We start from the raw sequence: 23,588 nt of genomic DNA, 5'->3' as shown, positions 1-23,588 counted from the left end.
CATCAATTGCGTAAAAGATCAAAAACGACTAGCGAGCATTAGCTCGAACAATCGCCTCTGCTCGGCATCGGAAAACGCACGAAGCGGAATAAACACACAAGGATTCGCGCCGATATAAAGCAAGTAACCAAACTTAGAGGTGCAATACTTATTGATAACTGACCAGCTCAATTTATTATTGAAGCCGGGTCCGGATAAATCTATTCCCGCTTCATTGAAGACGTATGTGTGCTCTCCACTAAAGGCGATTGCTGACTTGCTACGCGCTACTTGTTGCCAAACGATGAAAAAAAACACGCCAGTCATTAAAACAGGCGAGAAGACAAGAAGCAGAAAATTTAAGTCATAAGCTTCATCGGCTTCACTCATAAGACGAAGCAACGCCATCCCCCATGGTGCAACCAGAAATAATGCCACAGCGCAGGAAAGCAGGACTGGCCTGGAGCTCAGCGCGCCGAAACTGGCACGCAGAACATCTTTTTCCTCAGGGGAAAACGTCAACACAATATCCATTCACTCTATCCTTGATATCGCAGTCCAGAGTGGTTCAGTCCTGCGGCCGGGTTTTGGCCGCGACTTCGGTTGCACGCAGCGCGCGCGCCAGTTTGTCGAGCACGCCGTTGACGAATTTGTGACCGTCGGTGGCGCCAAAGGTTTTGGCCTGCTCAAGCGCTTCGTTGATGACGACCTTGTAGGGCACGTCGAGCCGCTCTTTCATTTCAAACGCGGCCATCCGCAGGATTGCCAATTCGACCGGATCAATTTCTTCCAGCTTCAGGTGAATGGTCGGCTTCAGCAGATTGTCGAGCGCGTCTTTCTGCTCAACCACGCCACGCAACAGCTGTTGGAAATAGCTGGTGTCGCAGCCTTTGAAATCCTGATCCTCCAGCATGTGCAGCTCGATCTGCTGCGGCGCGATCTGGTTGATCTGCCACGAGTAGATGGCTTGTACCGCAAAGCGGCGGGCCTGACGGCGTTCGGAGGGTTTGCTCATGGTGTTATCCAAAAAATGAAATCGTTTACCAACATTCCGGCCGATCAGCTCAGCCGATTTGCTTCAGCACGCTGAGCATTTCGATGGCGGCCATGGCGGCATCGGCGCCTTTGTTGCCCGCCTTGGTGCCGGCGCGCTCAATCGATTGCTCGATGGACTCGGTCGTCAGCACACCGTTGATGACCGGAATACCGGCAGCAAGTGCGACCTGCGACAAGCCCTTGGCGCTTTCGCCGGCGACCACTTCAAAGTGATACGTCGCGCCGCGAATGACCGCGCCGAGCGCAATCACCGCATCCTGTTTCTTGCTGGCCGCAAGCTTCTGGCAAACCAGTGGCAGCTCGGCTGCGCCCGGCACTCGCACCACGGTAATGTTCTCGTCCTTGACGCCGTGACGCTTCAGCGCATCTAGCGCGCCCTGCACCAGTTGCTCGACAATGAAGCTGTTGAAACGCGACGCGACAATGGCATAGCGGGCATCTGCTGCCGTGAACACGCCGTCGATTTGTTTGATGCCGCTCATGCGGAACTCCTGTTAATCAAAATGAATCTGCACTGCAGGAGCGAGCTCGCTCCTACAAAATCCAATAGAGCTTACGGCTCGACAAACTCCACCACTTCCAGCTTGAAGCCGGACAGCGAATACTTGACCGGCTTGCTCATCAGCCGCAGCTGATGCACGCCAAGATCACTCAGAATCTGCGAGCCAATGCCGATGCGGCGCGAACCGCCGGTACGCTCGGTGCGTGCTGGCGTCTCGCCACGATCTTCCGCCGCGTAGCGCGACAGCTGCAGCAACTGCTGATCATTACCGGCTTGCGCCGCCAGCACCAACACCACACCTGCACCCTCCTTGACCACACGTTGCAGAGTCTGATCAATCGGCCAGGCACCGCTGGCGCGCTGGCCACGCAGCACATCGGCCAGCGGATCAGCAACGTGAACACGAGTCAGCACCGGCTGACCGGTATCGACCTTGCCATACACCAACGCGTGATGCAGCTGACCGTCGATGGTGTCCTGATAAGTGTAGAGGGTGAAATCGCCGTAGGCGGTCGGCCAGCGGCAGTTTTGCAATTGCTGCACGGTTTTCTCATGCAGCGAACGGTATTCGATGAGGTCGGCAATGGTGCCGAGTTTGAGCCCGTGTTCGGCCGCGAACGTTTCCAGATCCGGCCGGCGCGCCATGCTGCCATCTTCGTTCAGGATCTCGACAATGACGCCGGCCGGCTCAAATCCCGCAAGCCGGGCCAGATCAACCGAGGCTTCAGTGTGGCCGTTGCGGGTCAACACTCCACCGGGCTGGGCCATCAGCGGAAAAATATGGCCGGGCTGGACGATGTCGGCGGCCTTGGCATTTTTCGCTACCGCGGCCTGCACGGTGCGGGCACGGTCCGCCGCTGAAATACCGGTTGAGACACCGACCGCCGCTTCGATCGAGGCAGTGAATGCGGTGCCGTGGCGAGTGCCATTGGCCTGCACCATCGGACCGAGACCCAAAGTCAGGCAACGCTCGCGGGTCATCGGCAGGCAGATCAAACCACGACCGTATTTGGCCATAAAGTTGATCGCTTCCGGCGTGATGCACTCGGCCGCCATCACGAGGTCACCCTCGTTCTCGCGATCTTCATCATCCATCAGGATGACCATTTTGCCGGCGCGAATATCCGCGATCAGTTCCGGTACCGAACTCAGAGCCATGCTTACGTCCTCAACTCAGCGCGCACCGGGAAAACCGGACCGCGCCAACAAACTTTCCGTGATGCTGCTCACTGCTGCCGGCGCCTCACCGGCCTGCAGCAAGCGCTCGAGATACCGGGCCAACACATCCACTTCAATGTTGACCAGAGTCCCGGCCTGCCACGCACCCGAATTGGTTTCCGCCTGCGTGTGCGGCACCAGAGTCAGTTCAAAACAATCGTCATTGACCGCGTTGACGGTCAGGCTGATGCCATCAACGCAAACCGAACCCTTGTGTGCGATGTAGCGCTTGATGCTCTGCGGCACCCGCACGGTAAATTGATCGGCGCGGGCAGCATTGCGCCGGCTGATGATTTCGCCGATGCCATCGACATGGCCGGAAACCAAATGGCCGCCGAGCCGCGTCGTGGGCGTCAGCGCTTTTTCCAGATTGACCCGCGTGCCGGCTTTCCAGTTCTTCAATGACGTGACGGCCAAGGTTTCGACCGAGACATCGGCATCGAAAGACTGTTTGTCAAAACGGACTACCGTCAGGCAGACGCCGTTGACGGCGATGCTGTCACCGAGCTGGACGTCGCTCATGTCGAGTTTGCCCACCGCAATCGACAGCAAAACATCACCGCCACGCGGCTCGATGCGCTGGATGCTGCCTACGGATTGGATGATGCCGGTGAACATTCGTCGTTACTCGATCATGAGGGCAAGTCATTGTAGGAGCGAGCTTGCTCGCGATGCCGTTACTGCAAGGGTGAAAACCAATCGCGAGCAAGCTCGCTCCTACAGAAAATGTTAAGGCCGCAGTGTCAGTCGCAGATCGTCGCCAAGCTGACGAACATCAACCAGCTTCAACTGCGGGCATTGCGGCAAGGCCGTGAACACTGGCAGTTGCAGCAGTGGCCGGGCGCTGTCGCCGAGCAGTTTCGGCGCAACATAAAGCATCAGCTCATCGACCAGTCCGGCGGCGAGGAACGCGCCCGCCAGCGTGGCGCCGGCCTCGACCAGCACGGCGTTGATTTGCCGCTCGGCCAGTGCAGCCAGCACGGCAGGCAAATCGACTCGCTCACCATCGCCGCAGCGCAGGGCGGTGATCATACCGGGCAATGCCGGTTCCTGCTTGGCGCTGTCGGCGGGTTTGCCAGCGGTTTTGTCCGCTTTTTTCCCGGCTAGGCAAACCAAGGTGGGCGCCGAGCTGTTGCTGATCTGGCGGCCGGGCGGCAAGCGGCCTTGCGAATCGAGCACGACCCGCAGCGGCGGCTGCCAGTAAGAAGGGTTCACGTAGTCCGGCCAATCGGCGTCGGTAAGCCGGACCGTCAGCTGCGGGTCATCGGCGAGCACGGTGCCGATACCGGTCAGGATGGCCTGATGGCGGGCGCGCAAGAACTGGACATCGCGCCGGGCGGCCTCGCCGGTAATCCATTTGGATTCGCCATTGCCGAGCGCGGTGCGGCCATCGAGGCTCATGCCGAGCTTGACCGTGACCCACGGCTTACCCGCGCGCATCCGCTTCAAAAAGCCGGGATTCAGCGCCGCGGCCTCAGCCTGCATCAGACCATGTTCGACCGCGATGCCGGCGCTTTTCAGAATCTCGAAGCCTTTGCCGGCGACGTTCGGATTCGGGTCCTGCATCGCCGCGACTACCCGGCTGACGCCGGCGACCAGCAACGCCCCCGCGCACGGTCCAGTCCGGCCCTGATGGGCGCAAGGCTCCAGCGTCACGTAAGCCGTCGCGCCACGCGCCTTGTCACCGGCCTGTTTGAGCGCGTTGATCTCGGCATGCGGACCACCGGCCACCTCATGCCAGCCCTCGCCGACCACGACGCCATCGCGCACCAACACGCAACCGACATTGGGATTCGGTGCAGTGGTGTAGCGGCCACGCTCGGCAAGCCGGAGCGCGTGGGCCATATGGAGAGCGTCGTCAGCGGTAAAGGTCATGGCAGGAATCGAGTGGAAAGGTGAATCCAGTGTAGGTTGGGCTGAACGGATGTGAAGCCCAACGGCGGAGGTGAGACCGGGGAAAGCTGTTGGGCTTCGCTAGGGCTTAGCCCAACCTGCGCGACTTAATACTTATCAAGAACCTTTGCACACCCCAACAAGCCATTACAGCAATACAAGAGTAAACCACTGAAAAGATGGGGAAGATGAAAACACTGAAAACATTTCGACCACCGTCACTTAAATGTGCACTCAAGGCCTTTCTGTCTTCCTCTGTCCAAGTAGCCTCTTCTTCTGGCGTCCAGATGCCATCACCGTTTCTATCCAAAGGCGCAATTCTCTGTTCTAGGTAGAAGTCATAGCCAAACCAATTGACAATTACGACGCCACTCATAAATGCTGCAGACAAGAGCGCCGAGATAACCAACCTTGCGTATCCATTGCGTGATTTCTTGATAAAAAAAAGGACAATGAACGGAGTTAGCAGCAGCAGAAGATAGAGTGTCGGGGCGTAGTTCATGATTTCGTCATCATTAGAGTTCGAATCGAAAATCGCGCTGCATACCCATCAATCGCCTTTCTGCAACTTCGCAATCTCGTCGCGAAACTCCTGCACATCCTGAAACCGGCGATAGACCGAGGCAAAGCGGACAAACGCCACTTCATCGAGTTTGCGCAGTTCGGCCATGACCAGCTCGCCGAGCACTTTCGATTGCACTTCGCGTTCGCCGGTGGCGCGCAGCTTGGACATCAGGTGGCCGATGGCCTCTTCGATTTGCTCGACCGAAACCGGGCGCTTTTCAACCGCCCGCATCATGCCGGCGCGCAGTTTGTTTTCATCGAACGGCTGCCGACTGCCATCGTTCTTGACGATGCGCGGCATGACCAGCTCGGCGGTTTCGAAGGTGGTGAAGCGTTCGCTGCATTGCGTGCATTCGCGCCGGCGCCTTACTTGCGTGCCATCCGTTACCAGACGGGAATCGATCACTTTGGTGTCGTCAGCGGAGCAGAACGGGCAGTGCATGGCTGTCCTCTTGTGGGAAGGATGTTTTGGCTGGGGAGCAGGTTAACGGTTTGGGGCGGGAAAGCGAAGGGATGGGGGCTGGGGAACGGGCGATTACTAGCGGTTGGGGTGAGTCGGGGCTTGGGAGCGGCAAAGCCCCCCTCCTAACCTCCCCCCTGGCAGGGGGAGGAACGGTACGGTTCCCTCCCCTGCCAGGGGGGTGAGATCGGGAATTCAAGGTCGTCACAGTTGATGACCTTGCCGACCGAACGACGCCAACTCCGTTGGCGGCCGGGCGGGCTGGGGTGGGGGCTTTGTCGAAAGGCTGCTGCAGGCCATGCGATCTGGCTCACGCCGCACCGATACCTACAGCAATCCCAAACAAAAACAAAACCCCGCCGAAGCGGGGGTTTGTCAGTTCAGTACAACGCCGTGACTTAGCTGCCGTAAACCGGGAAGCGTGCGGTCAGTTTGAGCACTTCGGCCTTGACCCGGGCGATGGTCGCCTCATTGGTCACGTCATCCAAAATGTCGCAGATCCAGCCGGTCAGTTGCACGGTCTCGGCTTCCTTGAAGCCGCGGGTGGTGATGGCCGGGGTGCCGACGCGGATGCCCGAGGTGACGAACGGGGTGCGCGGGTCGTTCGGCACCGAGTTCTTGTTGACGGTGATGTTGGCGCGGCCGAGGGCGGCGTCGGCGTCTTTGCCGGACAGGTCCTTGGCAATGAGGCTGACCAGCATCAGGTGGTTGTCGGTGCCGCCGGAGACGATGTCGTAACCGCGGTCCATGAACACCTTGGCCATGGCCTTGGCGTTGACGACGACCTGTTTCTGGTAGGTCTTGAATTCCGGCTCCAGCGCCTCCTTGAAAGCCACGGCCTTGCCGGCGATGACATGCATCAGCGGGCCGCCCTGGCCGCCCGGGAACACCGCGCTCTGGAATTTCTTCTCGAGCTCCGGATTGGCCTTGGCGAGGATCACGCCGCCGCGCGGACCGCGCAGGGTCTTGTGGGTGGTCGAGGTCACCACGTCGGCATACGGAACCGGGTTCGGGTATTCACCGGCGGCGACGAGGCCCGCGACGTGCGCCATGTCGACCATAAAGTAAGCGCCCACTTTGTCGGCAATCTCGCGCAGCCGCTTCCAATCAACAACCCGCGAATAGGCCGAGAAGCCGCCGAGGATCATCTTCGGCTTGTGCTCGAGGGCCAGCGCTTCGGCGTGGTCGTAATCGATGTAACCGGCTGCGGTCAGGCCGTACTGCACGCTCTTGTAGAGCTTGCCGGAGAAGTTGACCGGCGAGCCGTGGGTCAGGTGACCGCCGTGGGCCAGCGACATGCCGAGCACGGTGTCGCCCGGATTCAGCAGCGCCATGTACACGGCCGAGTTGGCCTGCGAGCCGGAGTGGGGCTGGACGTTGGCGTAATCGGCACCAAACAGCTGCTTGACCCGGTCGATGGCCAGTTGCTCGGCCACGTCGACGTATTCGCAGCCGCCGTAGTAGCGCTTGCCCGGATACCCTTCCGCGTACTTGTTGGTCAGCACCGAGCCCTGCGCCGCCATGACCCGGGCGCTGGTGTAGTTCTCGGAGGCGATCAGTTCGATGTGCTCTTCCTGACGATGGCGTTCGTGTTCCATCGCCGACCAGAGTTCGGCGTCGTATTGGGCCAGGGTAGCGGGGTTGCGCAGCATGGTTCGGTTACCGGATGGGGTGGGCAAAAAATGAGCGCGCATTGTACTCGATTGGATGGCCGAACAGCAGCTTACAACTGGCACACTTGCCAGCAAATCGGCGCCGGCGTAGCCTCGGGCGTCATGACGTTTGGCCATGTAAGGAGATACACCCCGGCGGCCAAGCCGGACCAGCAGTCCCGATTAAGGAGCGGGCCTGCGCACCGCAGTGAAAAAGAAGAAGTGTTGTAGCCCGAGGAATGCAGTCCGGGGCCAAAGATGTTCCTGACATCTGAAGGCACACCCTCCTTCCATGGAGGGTGAAAAAAAGACGTGAAAACGCTAGAACCCTGCAAACGGAGCAAACATGAAAATGAAAATGTCCAGGCTGTCCACCGCCCTGCTCGCCGCGTGCGGCGCATCATTACTCCCCACCCTGGCCTTCGCGGCCGACGAAACCCAAGAACAAGCTGAACGCGTTGAAATTACCGGTTCGCGGATCAAGCGGACGGATACCGAAGGCGCGGCCCCGGTGATGACCCTGACACGGGAAACCTTGGAAAAGGCCGGTGTCACCTCGATCGGTGAAGTGCTGCAGCAACTGACCACCGGTGGTAAAGCGCTGAACGGCAAGTTCAACTCATCGGGTAACTTCGGTTATCCGCCGGACAACGGCGGCATTGGCGCCGGCTCGGCACAAGTCGACTTGCGTCACCTCGGCTCCAAGCGCGTGCTGGTGCTGGTTGATGGCCAACGCTGGGTAAACGAATCATCAGGTTCCGGTGTTGCCGGCGCGGTTGACCTGAACACCATTCCAATGGCAATTGTCGAGCGTATCGAAGTGCTGGAAGACGGTGCTTCGTCAATTTACGGCTCTGACGCCATCGCTGGCGTTGTCAACGTCATCACCCGTAAAGACTTTGATGGCCTGGATATTCAAACCTACTACGGCCAATACGACAAAGGTGACGGCGAAACCGAAAAAGCGGAAATCACCATCGGTGGCGGTAACGACAAATTCCACGCCGTGTTCTCTGCTTCGTACAACAATCAGAAAGAAATCAGCTCCGGTGATCGGGCGATTTCCCGCACTACTTATGGTGCAGACAGCTCTCGTGGCTATCAAGGCTACTTCAACTTCTGCGACCCGAACATTGCCGATCCGGATCAACTGGGCTCATGTGCCGGTGATTACTTTGCGTTGGGCCTCGATCGTGGAACCGGAAACATTTCCTGGGACCCCAATGACCCGTTTGGCGGCTCGTATCATGATTTCGGCTCGGAAGGTTACGACTTCTTCAACTACGCGCCTTACAACCTTCTGCTGACCCCGAACAAACGCAAGAGTATCTTCACTTCGTTGACCTACGAACTATCGTCAACAACGCAGTGGTATATGAAGGCGTTGTATAACACTCGCGAATCCGCCAACCAGGCAGCGCCAGAGCCGATTAGTTTGGGTGTCAATGGTGATGGCCTTTCCAGCCAGATCGTCATTTCGGCACTGAACCCCTATAACCCGTTCGGCATCGATCTGGTCCCCGGCGTCAACTTCAACGATTTGCGTCGTCGTCCGCTTGAAGGTGGTCCGCGGGTGTTTGAACAGCACGTTGACACGTTCTATTTCAATACTGGTTTCAAAGGCTCGTTCGGCGACTACGACTGGGATTTGAATTACATCGCTTCGTCGAACCGGGCTGAGCAAGACTTTTTCAACAGCTTCAACTTGCGCAAAATTCAAATTGCGCTTGGGGATCCGGACGTCTGCTTGGCGACCACTGGCTGCGTACCACTGAATCTGTTTGGCGGTATGGGTGCGAACGGCCAGGGTACCATCACGCGCGATATGCTGAACTGGATTCAGATGGATACCAAGGACTCCAGCGAGCAGACATTGCATGCCGTCAGCGCCAACTTGAGTGGCAACTTGTTTGAAATGCCGGCTGGCGCAGTTGGCTTCGCGGCCGGGTTTGAGTACAGAAAAACTGGTGGTACGTTTAACCCGGACCAAGTTCGCGCGACCGGTGAATCAAACGACTCCATTGCCATTTACACCAGCGGTAGTTACGACGTCAAAGAAGTTTATGCCGAACTGCGTATCCCGATTACCGAAAACCTTGAGTTGAACCCGGCTATCCGTCGTTCGGACTACTCAACCTTTGGTTCGACCACCAACGGCAAAATATCCGCTAAATGGAACGTCATGGATGACCTGCTCATTCGTGCGTCCTACTCGGAAGGCTTCCGCGCCCCATTTATTGGCGAAATGTTTGGAACTGGCCAATTCGGCGCCACCGTCACCGATCCTTGCGACGGCGCCGTCGATGGCAGCGATGGCTTCAACAGCAATGCGCTGGAAATTGCCTGCGTTGCTGATGGCGTGCCGGACGGCTTTACCCAGATCGATCCGCAGATCACCACTACTACCGGCGGCAACCCGGATCTGGAGCCAGAAGAGTCGAAGAGTACAACCGCCGGCGCAGTGTATTCGCCAAACTGGGCACGTGACTTGAGCTGGGCCAACCGCATTGATTTCGAGCTGACTTACTACAAGCATGAAATCGACGGCGCTGTTCAAGGCCAGGATCCGCAGAACATCGTAGACCGCTGCATCAATGATGGCGTTTCCGCATACTGCGCAAACTACACCCGTAACATTACCGGCCAGATCAGCAATATCTCGGCATTGGCTGCCAACGTCGGCTCAGTCGAAACCAGCGGTTACGACTTCCGGATTGTCTGGGCGCTGAACACGGGCATTGGTGACTTCAAGGTGAACTGGGCGACGACTTATGTCGATGACTACACCGAACTGGATGAGAATGGTTCGCCTATTCCGCGCCAGGTTGGCATAGAAGTGTCCGACAGTGCCATTCCGGAAATTCAGTCAAATGTGCAAACCGACTGGACAATGGGTGACATGAACATTGGCTGGACCATTCGCTACATCGACTCGGTCAAGGAAGTTTGCGACTCGTCGACACCAGAGCAAGTGGGTTGCGTCAACAACAGCAACACGCTGGATGCCACGATGTATAACGACCTGCAGTTCGGTTTGGCGGATCTGTTCGCCGTCAAGGGTCTGCGCCTGAACGTCGGCATCAACAACGTGCTCGATGAAGATGCTCCGACCTGCTACAGCTGCACATTGAATGGCTATGACGCCGGCACCTACGATCTGCCGGGTCGGTTCTTCTATGTCCAACTGGCTTATCGCGAGTAAATCTACGGCAAGGCAAAAACGGCACCTTCGGGTGCCGTTTTTGTTGCTGCCAGAAATGGAATTCAATAGCGAAGCTGACTTATTCCTGCCATTGATCCTCATGAATATCCCCGATTGCACCAATCAGGTCAGTCAGCGCTGCCCGCTCGACCTCCTGCAAATGCGGATTCCAGATATCGCCGAGCAGAATCACCCGGGTCTGGTCGCTGCGATTCCAGGCCTCGTGCTCGTAGCAGTCATCAAACACAAAGGCTTTGCCGGCGTGCCAATGCACTTCCTCTATGCCGATCAGGTTCAACGCACAATGGGCGGGAATTTGTAGCGCCAGATGCAATACCGAGCGGATATTGGTCACGCCACGGTGCGGCAGGATATGGGTGCCGGCGGTCAGCACCGAAAAGCACACCTCCGGGCCGTGATCGCGAATGTGCACCAACGGCAGACCGGCCAGCACAGCCGACGTCTGCGGGCAGCGCTGATGATTGGCTTCGATGCGCTGACCGTGCCGGAAAAAGAAAAACGCATTCCAGGCCGGCTTGCCATGACCGGCATGGATCAGATGCGCGCCCTGCTCCGGGCGTTCATAGCGGTGAAACGGCTCGTTCGCCGCGTCGGTATTCAGGATGGCCTGCATTTCGGCGCGAATGGTGTCGGCCTGGGCCTCGAACTGTTCCAGCCAAGGAAAGCGCTCGCGGGAGAAGACCGGCTCTGGCGGCAAGCCGGGGAAATACAGAAACGTCGGCTTCTGCCTGCTGTCGCCGTATTGCAGCGGGATCCGGTGCAGGTACATCGCAACACAGTCATGAACGCGCTTGAGCGCATCGCGGCCGTATTGGGTTTCCAGCGGCGTCAGCAGTTGGCTGAAAATCGCCAGCCTTTGATTGTCGACATAACGAATGGCATGCTCGACGAGCGGTCGCAAATTGGCTGGCGTCGTTGCCGGGTCGCGCCACTCCTGCTGCTGTTGGGCGGCACTGATGGCCTGAAAGTAATGACTGAGCGCGGCTCGCGGCCGCTTGCGCCGCTCTTCAACATGGCCCCATAACAGTCGCGCGACAAAATCCTCGGGCCGCAACCGGCAGGCCTGAGCAAAGGCGTCCGCCGCACCGGCCAAATCACCTTGATGATCACGCAGCATCGCCAATTGCGACCACAGCTCCGCCTGTGTGGGCGCCGCAGCAACCGCACGCTCCAGAATATTGCGTGCCTCCGGCCAGCGTTCTGCCCGCTGCGCGCGGCGGTACAGAAACAATGCGGCCTCGGTATCAGCGGCATCGTTGGCAAACAGGGCCGAATACAAGTACGCCGCTTTTTCCAGCTGCCCCTGTTCGGCCAGCAGGCGGGCAAAGGGCCGGTTGGCGGCGGTGATGGCGGGAGTCTGAGCCATGAATGGATATCGGCAAGCGTGTTCAAACAAGGCCGTCACGATAACAGATAGCAGGGTCTGATCCAGTCGCCGTTGGCTCTCGTATAACCAACCTTGGATGCAATCTGTGGCGGTCGATTTCTACCCAGCTGGCCACTGCGGACGGCGGCCGTTACCGCCGTCCGATTAACCGAAGAGCAGAACAAATGAAGCTGGTCTGGTTTCGTCACGATTTGCGCATCGCCGACAACAGCGCCCTGCACGCTGCCTGCACCGGCGATGGTCCAGTTACCGCCCTGTACGTCCTGAGCGAATCACAGTGGCAGCGACATCTCTGGGCGCCGATGAAGCGGGCGTTTGTCCGGGCCCATTTGCAGGAGCTGGCACGCGGGCTGGCAGCGCTCGGCATACCGCTCAAACTGCTGCAGAGTCGACACGTTGTCGGCCAGGCTGAAGACGTCTTGGCCTTTGCCCAAGCCCATGCCGTCAGCGAGCTGTATATAAACGACGAATACGGCGTGCACGAGCAGGACCGGGATCAGCGCCTGCTGATCGGCGCGCAAAAATGCGGCATTGCCGTCCATCGCTATTGCGATCACCTGTTGCTGCCGCCGGGCAGCGTGTTGACCTCGGCAGCCCAGCAGCCCTACACCGTTTACACACCGTTCAAACGTGCTTGCGAAGCGCGGTTGCCGGCCAATATCGGCGTCTTGCCGGCGCCGAAAAAGCAGCCGGTCAATGCCCTCACTGCCGATCCCGTCCCCGACCATTTTGCTGGCGAAGCGGCGTTTGACCGCGATGCCTGGCCCGTCGGTGAGCAGGCGGCCATGCGCCGCTTGCTGAGTTTCTGCAAAACGGCAATCGGCGATTACCGTGATGAGCGCGACCGGCCCGATCACGCCGGCACCAGTCGATTGTCACCGTATTTGATGCTCGGCGTGCTGTCGCCACGACAAGTCTGGCAAGCCGCGGCAGCGGTACCGAGCGAAGGCAGTGCCGGCTTTCGCAATGAACTGTTGTGGCGTGAGTTCTATCAGCATTTGATGGCGCAGATCCCACGGCTCTCGAAAGGCAAGCCGTTCAAACCCGATACCGACTTGCTGCCCTGGTCTTACGACAAAGCAGCATTTCAACTCTGGTGTGAGGGCAGCACCGGCATCCCGATCGTCGATGCCGCCATGCGTTGTCTGAACCAAACCGGCTGGATGCACAACCGTCTGCGGATGATTGTCGCCAGTTTTCTGACCAAGAACCTGTTCATCGATTGGCGCTGGGGCGAACGCTACTTTCTTGAGCACTTGATCGACGGCGAATTTGCCGCGAATAACGGCGGCTGGCAGTGGAGTGCCTCCACCGGTACCGACGCCGCGCCGTACTTCCGCGTCTTCAATCCGGAGACCCAGGCACAGCGTTTTGATCCGGACGGCGTGTTTATCCGTACATGGATACCAGAGCTCGGCAATGAGTCGGCGCGCAGCATTCATCTGGCCGGCAAGCGCAGTGGCTATCCCGCACCGATGGTCGATCTGAAGCAAAGCCGGGCATTGGCAATCGGTCATTTTCAACGACTGTCTGGCCAGCCGATGGGGCAGGACCAGCAGGAGCTGGCGCTTTGAGAGTGGCCGCGCCGTTGCAATCTGGCATCGGCGCTGGCACGGCTAGATAAGCACCACACAAGACGGCACACTGGCTGGCAGTCAATCCCTGCAGTAGCCCAACAAAACCATGCTGGAGTGGATATGAATTTGGTCGCAAACGTTCAGCACCTGTACCGCAACCTGCACGCCGGCAATCTGGATCAGTTGTCGGGTGTCTATGCCGACAACGTGCTGTTTATCGATCCATTCCACCGCATCGAAGGGCTGCCGGCACTGAAAGCCTATTTCGCCGGCATGTACAGCAACGTCCGGCACTGCGATTTCCAGTTCGAACGGGTATTGCACGATGACCAGTCGGCGTTGATCCGCTGGACCATGTCGATTTCCCATCCGCGGCTCAATGGCGGCCGCACCTTGCATGTGCCCGGCGTCACCGAGCTCGAATTCACCGACCGCATCAGCCTGCACCGCGATTTCTTTGACGCTGGCGCGCTGCTCTACGAGCAAGTGCCGGTCATCGGCTGGGCCATCCGCCGGATCAAGGAACGCATTGCATGAGCTGGGATCGGCAACAACAACGGCGGATCTGGGTCATCGGCGCCAGCACCGGCATCGGTCATGCGCTTGCACGACAGCTGCTGAGCGAAGGTCATCACGTCGCGCTGTCTGCCCGGCGCACTGCGGCGCTGGGCGAATTGGCGGCAGAATTTCCGGATCAAGAGTTGGTTGTGCCTTGTGATGTCACCCGCAAGGACGACATCAGTGCAGCCGTGCGTCGCATCGGGCAGCACTTTGGTGGTCTCGATACCGTGATCTACAACGCCGGCAGCTGTGAATACCTGAATGATGGCCAGGTTGACGCGGATCTGGTCGAACGGGTCATGGCAACCAATTTTTTCGGTCTGGCACATTGTCTGGAAGCCGTCATGCCCTTGCTGAAGCAGGGGAACGCGCCGCAGATCGCCGCGGTATCCAGTTCGGCGGCCTATCTGCCGTTGCCGCGCGCTGAGGCCTATGGTGCTTCCAAGGCAGCGATGAGCTATTTCCTGCACGCGCTGCGGCTTGACCTGCGGCCACACGGGATCAGCGTCAATGTCATCTGCCCCGGCTTTGTCAAAACCCCGCTGACTGATCGCAATGATTTTGCCATGCCCTGCCAAATCAGCGCCGAGCAGGCCGCCGCCGAAATTGTCGCCGGCCTGCGCCGCAACAAAAAAGAAATTCATTTTCCCCGCCGCTTCACCCGTCTGCTGAAAGCAGTCGCGTCGCTGCCGTTGGATCTACAACAAAAACTTACCGGACAGTTGGTGCGCGCGTGAAACTGGCAATTATTGGTGGTGGCATTTCTGGCTTGTATGCGGCCTGGCGTCTGGCACCGTCACATCAGGTCAGCGTTTTCGAAGCCAACAACTATGTTGGCGGGCATACCCATACGGTTGACGTCACGGTCGCCAGTGGTCGCTATGCCGTTGATACCGGCTTCATCGTTTGCAACGACCGCACCTATCCGCTGTTTCTGCAATTCCTTGAGGAGTTGCAGGTGGGCCGGAAGGCCACCGACATGAGTTTCAGTGTCAGCTGTGCGCGCAGCGGGCTGGAATACAACGGCCACAACCTCAACACCTTGTTTGCCCAGCGCCGCAACCTGCTGTCACCACGGTTCTGGAAATTGTTGCGCGACATCCTGCGCTTCAATGCCCTGGCCAAAGCGGTGCTGCGCGACCAGGCCATTAACAATGAACAGACACTGGCCGGCTTTCTGCAGCAACACGGCTTTGCTGGTGACGTGGTCAGCCATTATCTGGCGCCGATGACGGCGGCCATCTGGTCAACGCCGCTGCGCGAGGTCAGCCAGTTTCCGCTCGGCTTCTTCCTGCAATTTTGCGACAACCATGGCCTGTTGAATGTCAGCGATCGACCGCAGTGGTATGTCATCGAAGGTGGCAGCCGCCGTTACGTCGAGGCCCTACTGCAACGGCTGCCGGCCACCGTGCAGTCCGGCACGCCAGTGCGCTGGGTGCGGCGGCACAGCGACTCGGTTGAATTGACTTTTGCGGATGATCGCCGTGAGCACTTTGATCAGGTGATTTTTGCCTGCCACTCCGACGAGGCCTTGCAGCTGCTCACCGATCCGTCGCCGGAAGAATCGCAAGTTCTGGCCGCGATTCCCTATCAGGAAAGCGAAGTGGTGTTGCACACCGATCAGCGCTTGCTGCCAAAAACGCCACGCGCCTGGGCAGCCTGGAATTATCTGCTGGGCGATGAGCCGACCGGCAGTGCCCTGCCTACACTGACCTACAACATGAACATGCTGCAGGGTATTCAGGCACCGGAAACCTTCTGTGTCACGCTGAACCGCTCCGGTGCGATTGCGCCGGAGCAGGTGCTTGGCCGCTATCGCTATGCCCATCCGCAGTTCAGCAAGGCAGCGGTGGCGGCGCAGCTGCGACATGGGGAAATCAGCGGCGTCCGGCGCAGTCATTATTGCGGCGCCTATTGGGGCTTCGGTTTTCATGAAGACGGCGTGCGCAGTGCTGCGCGCGTGGTCAACCAGCTGCAGGAAAGCCGGTAATGCAGAGCGCGCTTTACACCGGGATACTGACCCATCGCCGTGATCTGGCGCCGGCACACCGCTTTGCCTACCGAATGCGGCTGCTGTGGCTGGATCTGGATGAGCTGGCGGACTTGTTTGCTCGCAGCCGCGGTTGGTCATGGCAAAAACCCGCCATTGGCTGGCTGCGTCGGCGCGATTACCTGCGACCCGAGACCGCATCGCTGGCACAAGCCGTGCGTGATGAAGTCAGCAGCCAACTCGGCGTAACACCGACCGGCCCCATCCGCATGCTGACTGCACCACGCGTGTTCGGCATCGGGTTCAATCCCCTGACGCTGTATTACTGCTACGGCACCGACGGCAACACACTGGAGTTTGTGCTGGCCGAAGTGCGCAACACGCCGTGGCTGCAAAGGCATTGTTACGCGCTGGATCTGCGTCATGCCGACACCGCCGGGTCGAGTGCAGAGCACGCCAAGCAGTTCCATGTCTCGCCTTTCCTGCCAATGGATATGGCGTATCACTGGCAATTGCAGCTGCCCGGCGAGCAGCTGAACGTATTGATCCGAAACGAGCGCGCCGGCGTAACGGTATTTCGGGCCGTACTGGCGCTGCAGCGCCACGCTGAACTGACGCCGGCACTGCTGCAGCGCGAGCTGTGGCAGCACTGGCCACAAGGGCTGAAAACGCTGGCCGGCATTTACTGGCAAGCCGTCAAATTGTTGCTGCGTCGCGCCCGCTTCTACGGTCACCCCGGGCCACATCGTCCGGCGACCATCATCAGCGGTGTGCCGAGTGGCCATCCTTCGCCAACACCGAACTCGCCGGAGCGCGTGACATGAGTGTGCATATCGACAGTCAGCGGCTGCCACGCCGCGACAGTTTGCTGATCAACCGTTGCCGCGCGGCAATTCTGGACAAACTGCAGGCGCTGCAAAGTGGCGTTGTGGTGGTCCATGAAGATGGCCAGCACGCCTGCTTTGGCGACGCCAGCGCTGCCGAACTGCATGCTGAGCTGCACATACTGCACCCGAACGCCTGGGCGGAAATTGCCCTCGGCGGTAGCATTGGTGCTGCCGAAAGTTACATGGCCGGCGACTGGCGCTGCAGCGATCTGACTTCACTCGTTCAGCTGTTCGCGCGCAATCTCACCTTGCTTGATCAGATGGAGGGGAAAGTAGCCTTCTTTACTGAGCTGGCGCGCAAGGGCTTGCACTGGTGGCATCGCAATACCCATGAACAGGCGCGAAAGAATATCGCCGCCCATTACGATCTCGGCAATGACATGTTCGCGCTCTGGCTTGACCCCCTGATGATGTATTCCAGCGCCATCTATCCGCAAGCAGACAGCGGCCTTGACCATGCCGCACAATTCAAGCTGCAGCGTATCGGCGAGAAGCTGCAACTAAAACCAACCGACCATGTTCTGGAAATTGGCTCTGGCTGGGGCGGTCTGAGTGTGTACCTGGCACAGCAGTTCGGCTGCAAGATCACCACCACAACCATTTCCCGCGAGCAGCATGCCATGGCCCGCGAGAGGATTGACCGCGCGGGCGTCGCTGATCGGGTCGAGTTGCTGCTGGAGGACTACCGCGATTTGAGCGGTCAGTATGACAAACTGGTTTCGGTCGAGATGATTGAGGCGGTCGGCCTCAAATTTTTGCCACAGTACTTTCGCAAGTGCAGTAGTTTGCTCAAGGCCAATGGTGCCTTCCTGCTGCAGAGCATCACCATAGCTGACCAACGCTATGACTATGCGGCAAAAAATGTCGACTTTATTCAACGTTACATTTTTCCTGGTGGCGCTTTGCCCTCCAACACCCGCATTGCCGAATGCCTGCGCGACGAGACCGACTTCCGGCTGGTGCATCATGAGGACCTTGGTCTGCACTACGCCCGCACCTTGCGTGACTGGCGCGCGCGTTTCCATGACAAACTGAATGACATCCGTGCGCTCGGTTATGACGAACGCTTTGTCCGGATGTGGGAATACTATCTCTGCTATTGCGAAGGCGCGTTCCGCGAACGCGTGATCAGCTGCGCCCACATGCTGATGCACAAGCCGCGTTGCGGCATCGCCTCGGCCTGACCGTCATGCTCGACATGATCAGCATGGCCGATACCACGGTCAGAACCGAGAAGAGTGACCATGTCGGCACATCCACTGGGCGCGGCGCCACTGAAGTGCTTTGTGAGGACAAGACGCATCGGAATGCGGGCAGCCAGCCCCCTGCTCGCGGCGCTTCTTTTTATCGCGGTCCGTTTTTTCACGGCTCCGATTACCGCCTGACGCCGCTAGTACTTGGGCTGCTGATTGGGTTGTCGGCACAAGCGACTTGGTGGGCGGCGGTGCTGTATGGCAACTTCGCCGCGTCGATGGCCCTGCTGCTGCAGTTGTCACTGCAATTGCTGCTGCAGCGCTTCGTTCGGGCGGTCCAGTTCGACACGGTGAAATTCGCGCTTGTTGTTACCGGCAGCGGCCTGCTGTTGGATGCAGTGACAGTGGCGACTGGTGCGGCGAGCTTTCGCGATGGCGCCTTGATCGGCATTCCCCTCTGGCTGGTACTGCTCTGGCTCAGCTTTGCTCTCTCGCTGCCAGGGCTGTGGCAATGGCTGACTCGTCAGCGCCAACAAATGCTGTCACTCGCAATCGCCGGCCCGCTCGCGTATCTCGCAGGTGCGCAATTGGGCGCAGTCAGCATTGTTCGGCCGGGGCTGTACGCCGTTTTGCTGTTGAGTGGTTGGCTGCTGTTGCCATGGATCTGGTGTGGCTACTGGCAGCGATTGCAGGCAACGCGCGAGACCGTTGATGTCACGAACCAACATTAAATCGCTACTGGCCTTGTGCTGGCTGCTCGCCGCACTGCCGGCGCACGCCGAGCTCAATCTTCCGGACCGCACCGGGCTGCAGCAGGTCGGCGCCGGCACCTTGCGCTGGCTTGGCTTTCGCGTTTACGACGCCAGCACCTGGGCAACGACAGCGCCCTTGCCAAGTGATGGCACAGTACCGACGCCGTTTGCCCTGCAAATCATTTATGCCCACGATATCGACGCCGCTGATCTGGTCGACGCGACTGCGACGGCCTGGCAGAAACTCGGCTTGCTCGATGAACGCGCCAAAAACTGGTTACCGGGTTTGCGCACGCTCTGGCCGAATGTAAAAGCGGGCGACTGTCTGGTGCTGTATGTCGATGCCAACGGCAATGCCGGGTTCTATTACAACAATCAATTGCTCGGTCGCATTGACGATCCGCAGTTCGCCAGTCGCTTCGCCGCCATCTGGCTGCATCCGGACAGCAGCGAGCCGACACTCAGAAACCAACTGCTCGGTAAAGCGCCATGAGAAACCGTTTTATTTACCGCGGGCATGTCCGACTGTGGCATCTGCTGTGTGCGAGTTTGCTGGCGGCGATGCTGCTGTCCGGCTGCACACCGGCCATTACCCGCTACGAAGGGCAGCTGCCAAAACTCGATCTGCGCCAGTATTTTTCCGGCAAGGTTCGCGCCTGGGGCATGGTGCAGGATTATCGCGGTGCGGTAACCCGTCGGTTCACCGTGGATATTGATTGTCGCTGGCAAGGCGATACCGGCACGCTGGACGAGCAGTTTGTCTTTGCTGACGGTGAAAAGCAGTTCCGCCGCTGGACCCTGACCCGCATCGATGATTTACATTATCGCGGCCGTGCCGACGATGTCATCGGCGAAGCGGTCGGTGAGCTGGCCGGCAACGCGCTGCGCTGGTCCTATACCCTGCGGCTGCCGGTCGATGGCAGCAGTTATGACATTGCGTTTGATGACTGGATGTTCCTGCAGGACGAGCAACGCCTGTTCAACAAAGCGCGGATGAGCAAGTTCGGCATCGACGTTGGCGAGATCACGCTGTTCTTCGAAAAACAGGTCGAGGCGAAGTAGCTCGGTCATTCGGCACACTGTGCTGAGCCGTGAAACGCCGAGTGCTTAGCTTTTACCCGCGTCGGTAGCGCTCGTCAGCGGCGCTGGTCGACCAAACAACCAGCCCTGACCAAGCTGACAGCCGCGCGCCACCAGAAAGTCGCGCTGCGCTTCCGTCTCCACGCCTTCGGCCACCACATCCAGATGCAGCTGGCGCGCCATGGCGATCAACGCAGAAATGATCGCGGCATCGTCTTCATTGCCCGGCAGCTCGCGCACAAACATCCGATCCAGTTTGATGCCGTGAATGGGCAGCTCGCGCAATTGGCTGAACGAGGTATAGCCGGTGCCAAAATCATCGATCACCACGCGCGCCCCCGCCGCCACCAGCGCCTCCAGATTCTGTTCCGTGATGGCACTGCGCTCCAGCAACAGACTTTCGGTGATTTCCAGTTGCAGGGTACCGGCAGTGACCGCAGCTTCCGTCATCAGCCTGGCGACGCGGGCACCAAAACCCACTTCCCGCAGTTGCCGCGCGGACACGTTGACCGACACTTTCAGGCCCGACGCTTGCCGCTGCAGTGCCGGCAAGTCTTGCAAGGCTTGGCGTAACACCAACTCCCCGAGCGGAACGATCAAACCGGTGTGTTCGGCCACCGGGATGAACGCATCCGGACTCAACAAACCACGCTCGGGATGCTGCCAGCGCAGCAGCACTTCGTAGCCGGTCAGGCGTGCATCCGGCATCGTCACGATGGGCTGGTAATGCAAGCGGAATTGGCTCGGTTCGGCACCCGGTTCCAGACCACGGCGCAACTCCATTTCCAGTTGCAGCCGCTCGCGGCTGACGTCGTTCATTTCCGGCGCGAAAAACACAAACCGGTCCTTGCCTTCCGCCTTGGCGCGGTACATCGCCAGATCGGCGTTGCGTAGCAGCACATCGGCCTTGTCGCCATCGAGTGGCAGCAGGGTAATGCCGACGCTGCTCGATACCGACAGCGTGTGCTCGGCCAGCACCATCGGCGCCGCCACCGTGGTCATCAGTTTTCGCGCCAGCGATCCCGCCTCGATGCTGTCGTTCAGATTGCCGAGCAGCAGGCAGAACTCGTCGCCGCCCAACCGGGCCACCAGATCGTCTTCGCGAACATGGCGTTGCAGACGCTGGGCAATTTGCTTGAGCAGATCATCGCCGGCTTCGTGACCGAGGGTGTCGTTGATGCGTTTGAATTCGTCGAGATCAAAAAACAGCAGCGCCGCCATGCCGCCGGCACGGCGCAAGCGTCGCACTTCTTCTTCCAGCCGCAACAGGAACAACCGGCGGTTGGCAAGCCCGGTCAGCGCATCGTGGAAGGCGAGGTATTCCACTTTTGCCTGCGCCTGTTTGTACGAGCTGATGTCTTCCAGCACCGCGACCACATTTTCAATCTGGCCGGTGCCGTTACTGATCGGCGACAGCGAGGCATGCAACCACAGTTTATTACCGTCACGACGACAGCCAATGAATTCGCCCTGCCAACCTCGCCCTTCTTGCAATGACAAGGAAATGGCATCGCGCACCAGTTGGCCGTCGGCGTCATCCGGCAGCATCAACTGCAAGGCCGATTGGCCCTGCGCCTGCTCCGCCGTTTGGCCCAGCATTTGACTGAAGCTGGCGTTGACATACTCGATGACGCCGCGGGCATCGCACAGCATGACCGCGCTGGCGGTTTGTTCGATGGCGCGCGAAAGCTGACGCAAATGTTGCTGGGCACGGTGCCGCTCGATGGCCAGGCGAACCAGCGCCGCCACCGAATCAATCAATTGCAATTGCGCAGGTGTCGGCAACGCCGGCTGTCGGGTGTACAACGCAAAGGTGGCCAGCACCTGACCATTGCTACCCTTTACCGGCTCGGACCAGCACGCAGCAAGACCGGCGCGCGCCGCCAATTCGGTGTAGTCCTGCCAGAGCGGGTCGGTCGCAATATCACCGACAATCACCCGCTGACCGATTGCCGCTGCGGTACCGCAACTGCCGACGCCGTGGCCAATCGCGATACCGTCGATGGCCTCACAGTAAAAAGCCGGCAAGCGACCGGCAGCGGCATGACGAATGACGCCACGCTGATGATCAACCAGTAGAATCGACGCCAACAATTCCGGTTCCATCGATTCGACTACTTGCACCACGTGCGCCAGCACCGCAGCCAGCGACGTGCCGTCAGTCAGCCGTTGCAATACCCGCACATGCAACTGCTCAATTTGCTGTTGCCGGGTACGTTCGGTGACGTCTTGCGCCAGCACCAGCACGGCCTGTTTTTCCGCATCGTGCAGCGGCAACACCTGGGCTTGCAGCAAGCGTAGCTGGCCATGTGAATCCTGCACGCTGCCGGTGACATCCAGAACAGCTTGACTGGTCGGGTTTACCGTCTCGCGCGCCTGCTGCAGCCAGTCCGGCTCGGACTCACCGAGTTGCCGCATTGCGCGGTTGGCAATCAACACCTCACCGGTTTTCGTCCGCACGCTCAGATACAGCGGCAGCGCATCAACAATTTCCCGCAGCCGGGTCGATTGCTGCTGAATGGTCAAGGTGCGCTCCCGCACTTGCTGTTCGAGCTGCTGGTTGACTTGTCGCAAATCCAGATTCAGCTGACGGCGTTCGCGCAGCAGCGTTGCCGCCAGCAGCGTGGTGACTTGCAAACTGACCAGAAAAAACTGCAGCGCCAGATGCGAGTACAACGGCGTGCCGAGCTGAAACGGCCCGCGGCCCTGAAAGTGCACCACCACAAACACCATGCCGACCAGCAGCAACAACAGATTCAGATAGAAAAAGCGCAGCCGCACCACGGCCCAGAACAACAGTGGCAAACCGATCGGCGCCAGCAGTGCCTGCCAACCGGTATTGGCCAAGGCCGGCGTCAGCAGCGCAAACAGATAGAACGAGACCAGCACCATCAGGCTGATGAATTCGAGAAACTGCTGCGCGGAAGCCCGTCGCCAGGCCAAGGTCAGCAACACCGGGGCGATCAGCAAACAGCCGACCATATCGCCGCTCCACCACAGCACCAAGCGGGTGCCGGGATCGAGGGTCGGTTTACCGGCGAACGCCAACAAGGTTGCAATGCCGACCAAGGCACTGAAGAAACTGCCGACCGGCGCCGCCAATACCATGAAGCGCAACAATGCCGGCGTGTCGTTCAGCTTGCTCGGACCATAGCCACCACTGACGCGCTGAATGAACCAGGCCTCGCCGGTATTGGCTGCCGCGCAGCCGATGGCGATACCGATGGCGTTGAGCGCAGGAATATCGAAGGACAGCGAAGAAAAGAACATCAGCAGCAGGTTGCCGGCAAACGGAACCCACAAGGCCCGCGGGCCCGACACCAGCGCCAGCGCAGCAGCCAAACCGGATGCCGGCCACACCGTGGAAACCAGCCCGCTGCCATCACCGAAACGCAGACCGATGTAACCGAGCAACGCATACAGCAACACCAGCGCGACCAGCTGTGGCCATGGCAAGGCAAGTGGCAGCGTTGCTGCTGGCGAATTCCCGCTGACTGACTCCGACACGTGCATGTTCCCTTGCCTGACTGACCACAAAGTCTAGCTGGCAAGCGGCTGATGTCAGTGCGGTGACCGCAATTTCGCAGCGAAATTTCCGCGGCGGCGCGACCGTA

The 23,588-nt window shown here is 59.3% G+C and carries 21 protein-coding genes; 10 read left to right on the top strand and 11 right to left on the bottom strand.

The features are described from left to right. Nucleotides 1–18 precede the first annotated feature (18 nt). The 9 genes from HPT27_RS07550 to glyA all read right to left on the bottom strand — a co-directional run bounded on the left by HPT27_RS07550 (nucleotide 19) and on the right by glyA (nucleotide 7,324). On the bottom strand, nucleotides 19–513 hold the full coding sequence (locus tag HPT27_RS07550) for a YcxB family protein (RefSeq protein ID WP_172241207.1): 495 nt from the start codon (nucleotides 511–513) through the stop codon (nucleotides 19–21). Between the two features lie 34 nt (nucleotides 514–547). Continuing rightward, nucleotides 548–994: a transcription antitermination factor NusB gene (nusB, locus tag HPT27_RS07545; RefSeq protein ID WP_172241204.1), complete on the bottom strand. Its 447-nt coding sequence runs from the start codon at nucleotides 992–994 to the stop codon at nucleotides 548–550. Nucleotides 995–1,043: 49 nt separating this feature from the next. Further along, the gene (gene ribH / locus HPT27_RS07540; RefSeq protein WP_172241201.1) at nucleotides 1,044–1,517 is read right to left on the bottom strand and encodes a 6,7-dimethyl-8-ribityllumazine synthase; all 474 of its coding nucleotides are present in this window, start codon (nucleotides 1,515–1,517) and stop codon (nucleotides 1,044–1,046) included. Nucleotides 1,518–1,588: 71 nt separating this feature from the next. Further along, entirely contained in the window at nucleotides 1,589–2,695 is a 1,107-nt protein-coding gene (gene ribBA, locus HPT27_RS07535) for a bifunctional 3,4-dihydroxy-2-butanone-4-phosphate synthase/GTP cyclohydrolase II (RefSeq protein WP_172241198.1), read from the bottom strand. 15 nt (nucleotides 2,696–2,710) lie between these two features. After that, on the bottom strand, nucleotides 2,711–3,373 hold the full coding sequence (locus HPT27_RS07530) for a riboflavin synthase (RefSeq protein WP_172241195.1): 663 nt from the start codon (nucleotides 3,371–3,373) through the stop codon (nucleotides 2,711–2,713). Between the two features lie 111 nt (nucleotides 3,374–3,484). Further along, nucleotides 3,485–4,630, bottom strand: coding sequence for a bifunctional diaminohydroxyphosphoribosylaminopyrimidine deaminase/5-amino-6-(5-phosphoribosylamino)uracil reductase RibD (gene ribD, locus HPT27_RS07525; protein WP_172241192.1), 1,146 nt, complete (start codon nucleotides 4,628–4,630; stop codon nucleotides 3,485–3,487). 106 nt (nucleotides 4,631–4,736) lie between these two features. Then, nucleotides 4,737–5,150, bottom strand: a complete 414-nt coding sequence (locus tag HPT27_RS07520) for a hypothetical protein (protein ID WP_172241189.1) — start codon at nucleotides 5,148–5,150, stop codon at nucleotides 4,737–4,739. A gap of 48 nt (nucleotides 5,151–5,198) precedes the next feature. Further along, nucleotides 5,199–5,654 (bottom strand): transcriptional regulator NrdR, encoded by a 456-nt coding sequence (gene nrdR / locus HPT27_RS07515; protein WP_172241186.1) that lies wholly within the window; start codon nucleotides 5,652–5,654, stop codon nucleotides 5,199–5,201. Nucleotides 5,655–6,070: 416 nt separating this feature from the next. Beyond that, nucleotides 6,071–7,324 carry a serine hydroxymethyltransferase gene (gene glyA, locus HPT27_RS07510; RefSeq protein WP_172241183.1) on the bottom strand — a complete coding sequence of 418 codons (1,254 nt, stop codon included), beginning with the start codon at nucleotides 7,322–7,324 and terminating at the stop codon, nucleotides 6,071–6,073. A 352-nt stretch (nucleotides 7,325–7,676) separates the two neighbouring features. On the opposite strand from glyA, the gene HPT27_RS07505 reads away from it, so the two are divergent. Then, the gene (locus HPT27_RS07505) at nucleotides 7,677–10,526 is read left to right on the top strand and encodes a TonB-dependent receptor domain-containing protein (RefSeq protein ID WP_211197890.1); all 2,850 of its coding nucleotides are present in this window, start codon (nucleotides 7,677–7,679) and stop codon (nucleotides 10,524–10,526) included. A gap of 79 nt (nucleotides 10,527–10,605) precedes the next feature. On the opposite strand, the gene HPT27_RS07500 is transcribed toward HPT27_RS07505, so the two are convergent. After that, nucleotides 10,606–11,913: an aspartyl/asparaginyl beta-hydroxylase domain-containing protein gene (locus HPT27_RS07500; protein ID WP_172241180.1), complete on the bottom strand. Its 1,308-nt coding sequence runs from the start codon at nucleotides 11,911–11,913 to the stop codon at nucleotides 10,606–10,608. Between the two features lie 185 nt (nucleotides 11,914–12,098). Here HPT27_RS07500 and HPT27_RS07495 point away from each other — a divergent pair, with 185 nt between their 5' ends. From HPT27_RS07495 to HPT27_RS07455, 9 genes are all read left to right on the top strand, one after another. Continuing rightward, nucleotides 12,099–13,508, top strand: coding sequence for a cryptochrome/photolyase family protein (locus HPT27_RS07495; RefSeq protein ID WP_172241177.1), 1,410 nt, complete (start codon nucleotides 12,099–12,101; stop codon nucleotides 13,506–13,508). Nucleotides 13,509–13,631: 123 nt separating this feature from the next. After that, the gene (locus HPT27_RS07490; RefSeq protein WP_172241174.1) at nucleotides 13,632–14,048 is read left to right on the top strand and encodes a nuclear transport factor 2 family protein; all 417 of its coding nucleotides are present in this window, start codon (nucleotides 13,632–13,634) and stop codon (nucleotides 14,046–14,048) included. Next, a complete protein-coding gene (locus tag HPT27_RS07485) occupies nucleotides 14,045–14,809 on the top strand; it encodes an SDR family NAD(P)-dependent oxidoreductase (protein WP_172241171.1) in 765 nt (254 codons plus the stop codon). Before HPT27_RS07490 ends, HPT27_RS07485 begins: the two co-directional genes overlap by 4 nt. Then, nucleotides 14,806–16,062 carry an NAD(P)/FAD-dependent oxidoreductase gene (locus tag HPT27_RS07480; RefSeq protein ID WP_172241168.1) on the top strand — a complete coding sequence of 419 codons (1,257 nt, stop codon included), beginning with the start codon at nucleotides 14,806–14,808 and terminating at the stop codon, nucleotides 16,060–16,062. Before HPT27_RS07485 ends, HPT27_RS07480 begins: the two co-directional genes overlap by 4 nt. Continuing rightward, nucleotides 16,062–16,886: a DUF1365 domain-containing protein gene (locus HPT27_RS07475; protein WP_172241165.1), complete on the top strand. Its 825-nt coding sequence runs from the start codon at nucleotides 16,062–16,064 to the stop codon at nucleotides 16,884–16,886. The genes HPT27_RS07480 and HPT27_RS07475 overlap by 1 nt, the downstream gene beginning before the upstream one ends. Continuing rightward, a complete protein-coding gene (locus tag HPT27_RS07470; protein WP_172241163.1) occupies nucleotides 16,883–18,133 on the top strand; it encodes an SAM-dependent methyltransferase in 1,251 nt (416 codons plus the stop codon). The genes HPT27_RS07475 and HPT27_RS07470 overlap by 4 nt, the downstream gene beginning before the upstream one ends. Then, the gene (locus tag HPT27_RS07465) at nucleotides 18,112–18,873 is read left to right on the top strand and encodes a DUF2878 domain-containing protein (protein WP_172241160.1); all 762 of its coding nucleotides are present in this window, start codon (nucleotides 18,112–18,114) and stop codon (nucleotides 18,871–18,873) included. The genes HPT27_RS07470 and HPT27_RS07465 overlap by 22 nt, the downstream gene beginning before the upstream one ends. Further along, nucleotides 18,854–19,387 (top strand): chalcone isomerase family protein, encoded by a 534-nt coding sequence (locus tag HPT27_RS07460; RefSeq protein WP_172241157.1) that lies wholly within the window; start codon nucleotides 18,854–18,856, stop codon nucleotides 19,385–19,387. The genes HPT27_RS07465 and HPT27_RS07460 overlap by 20 nt, the downstream gene beginning before the upstream one ends. Continuing rightward, on the top strand, nucleotides 19,384–19,956 hold the full coding sequence (locus tag HPT27_RS07455) for a DUF3833 domain-containing protein (protein ID WP_172241154.1): 573 nt from the start codon (nucleotides 19,384–19,386) through the stop codon (nucleotides 19,954–19,956). Before HPT27_RS07460 ends, HPT27_RS07455 begins: the two co-directional genes overlap by 4 nt. 45 nt (nucleotides 19,957–20,001) lie before the next feature. On the opposite strand, the gene HPT27_RS07450 is transcribed toward HPT27_RS07455, so the two are convergent. Continuing rightward, on the bottom strand, nucleotides 20,002–23,481 hold the full coding sequence (locus tag HPT27_RS07450) for a bifunctional diguanylate cyclase/phosphodiesterase (RefSeq protein ID WP_172241151.1): 3,480 nt from the start codon (nucleotides 23,479–23,481) through the stop codon (nucleotides 20,002–20,004). Nucleotides 23,482–23,588 lie beyond the last annotated feature (107 nt).

It is taken from the genome of Permianibacter fluminis, assembly GCF_013179735.1.
GTDB classification, from domain to species: Bacteria; Pseudomonadota; Gammaproteobacteria; order Enterobacterales; family Permianibacteraceae; genus Permianibacter; species Permianibacter fluminis.
The sequence above is the reverse complement of the archived record's forward strand: the minus strand, read 5'-3'. Positions and strand labels throughout refer to the sequence as shown.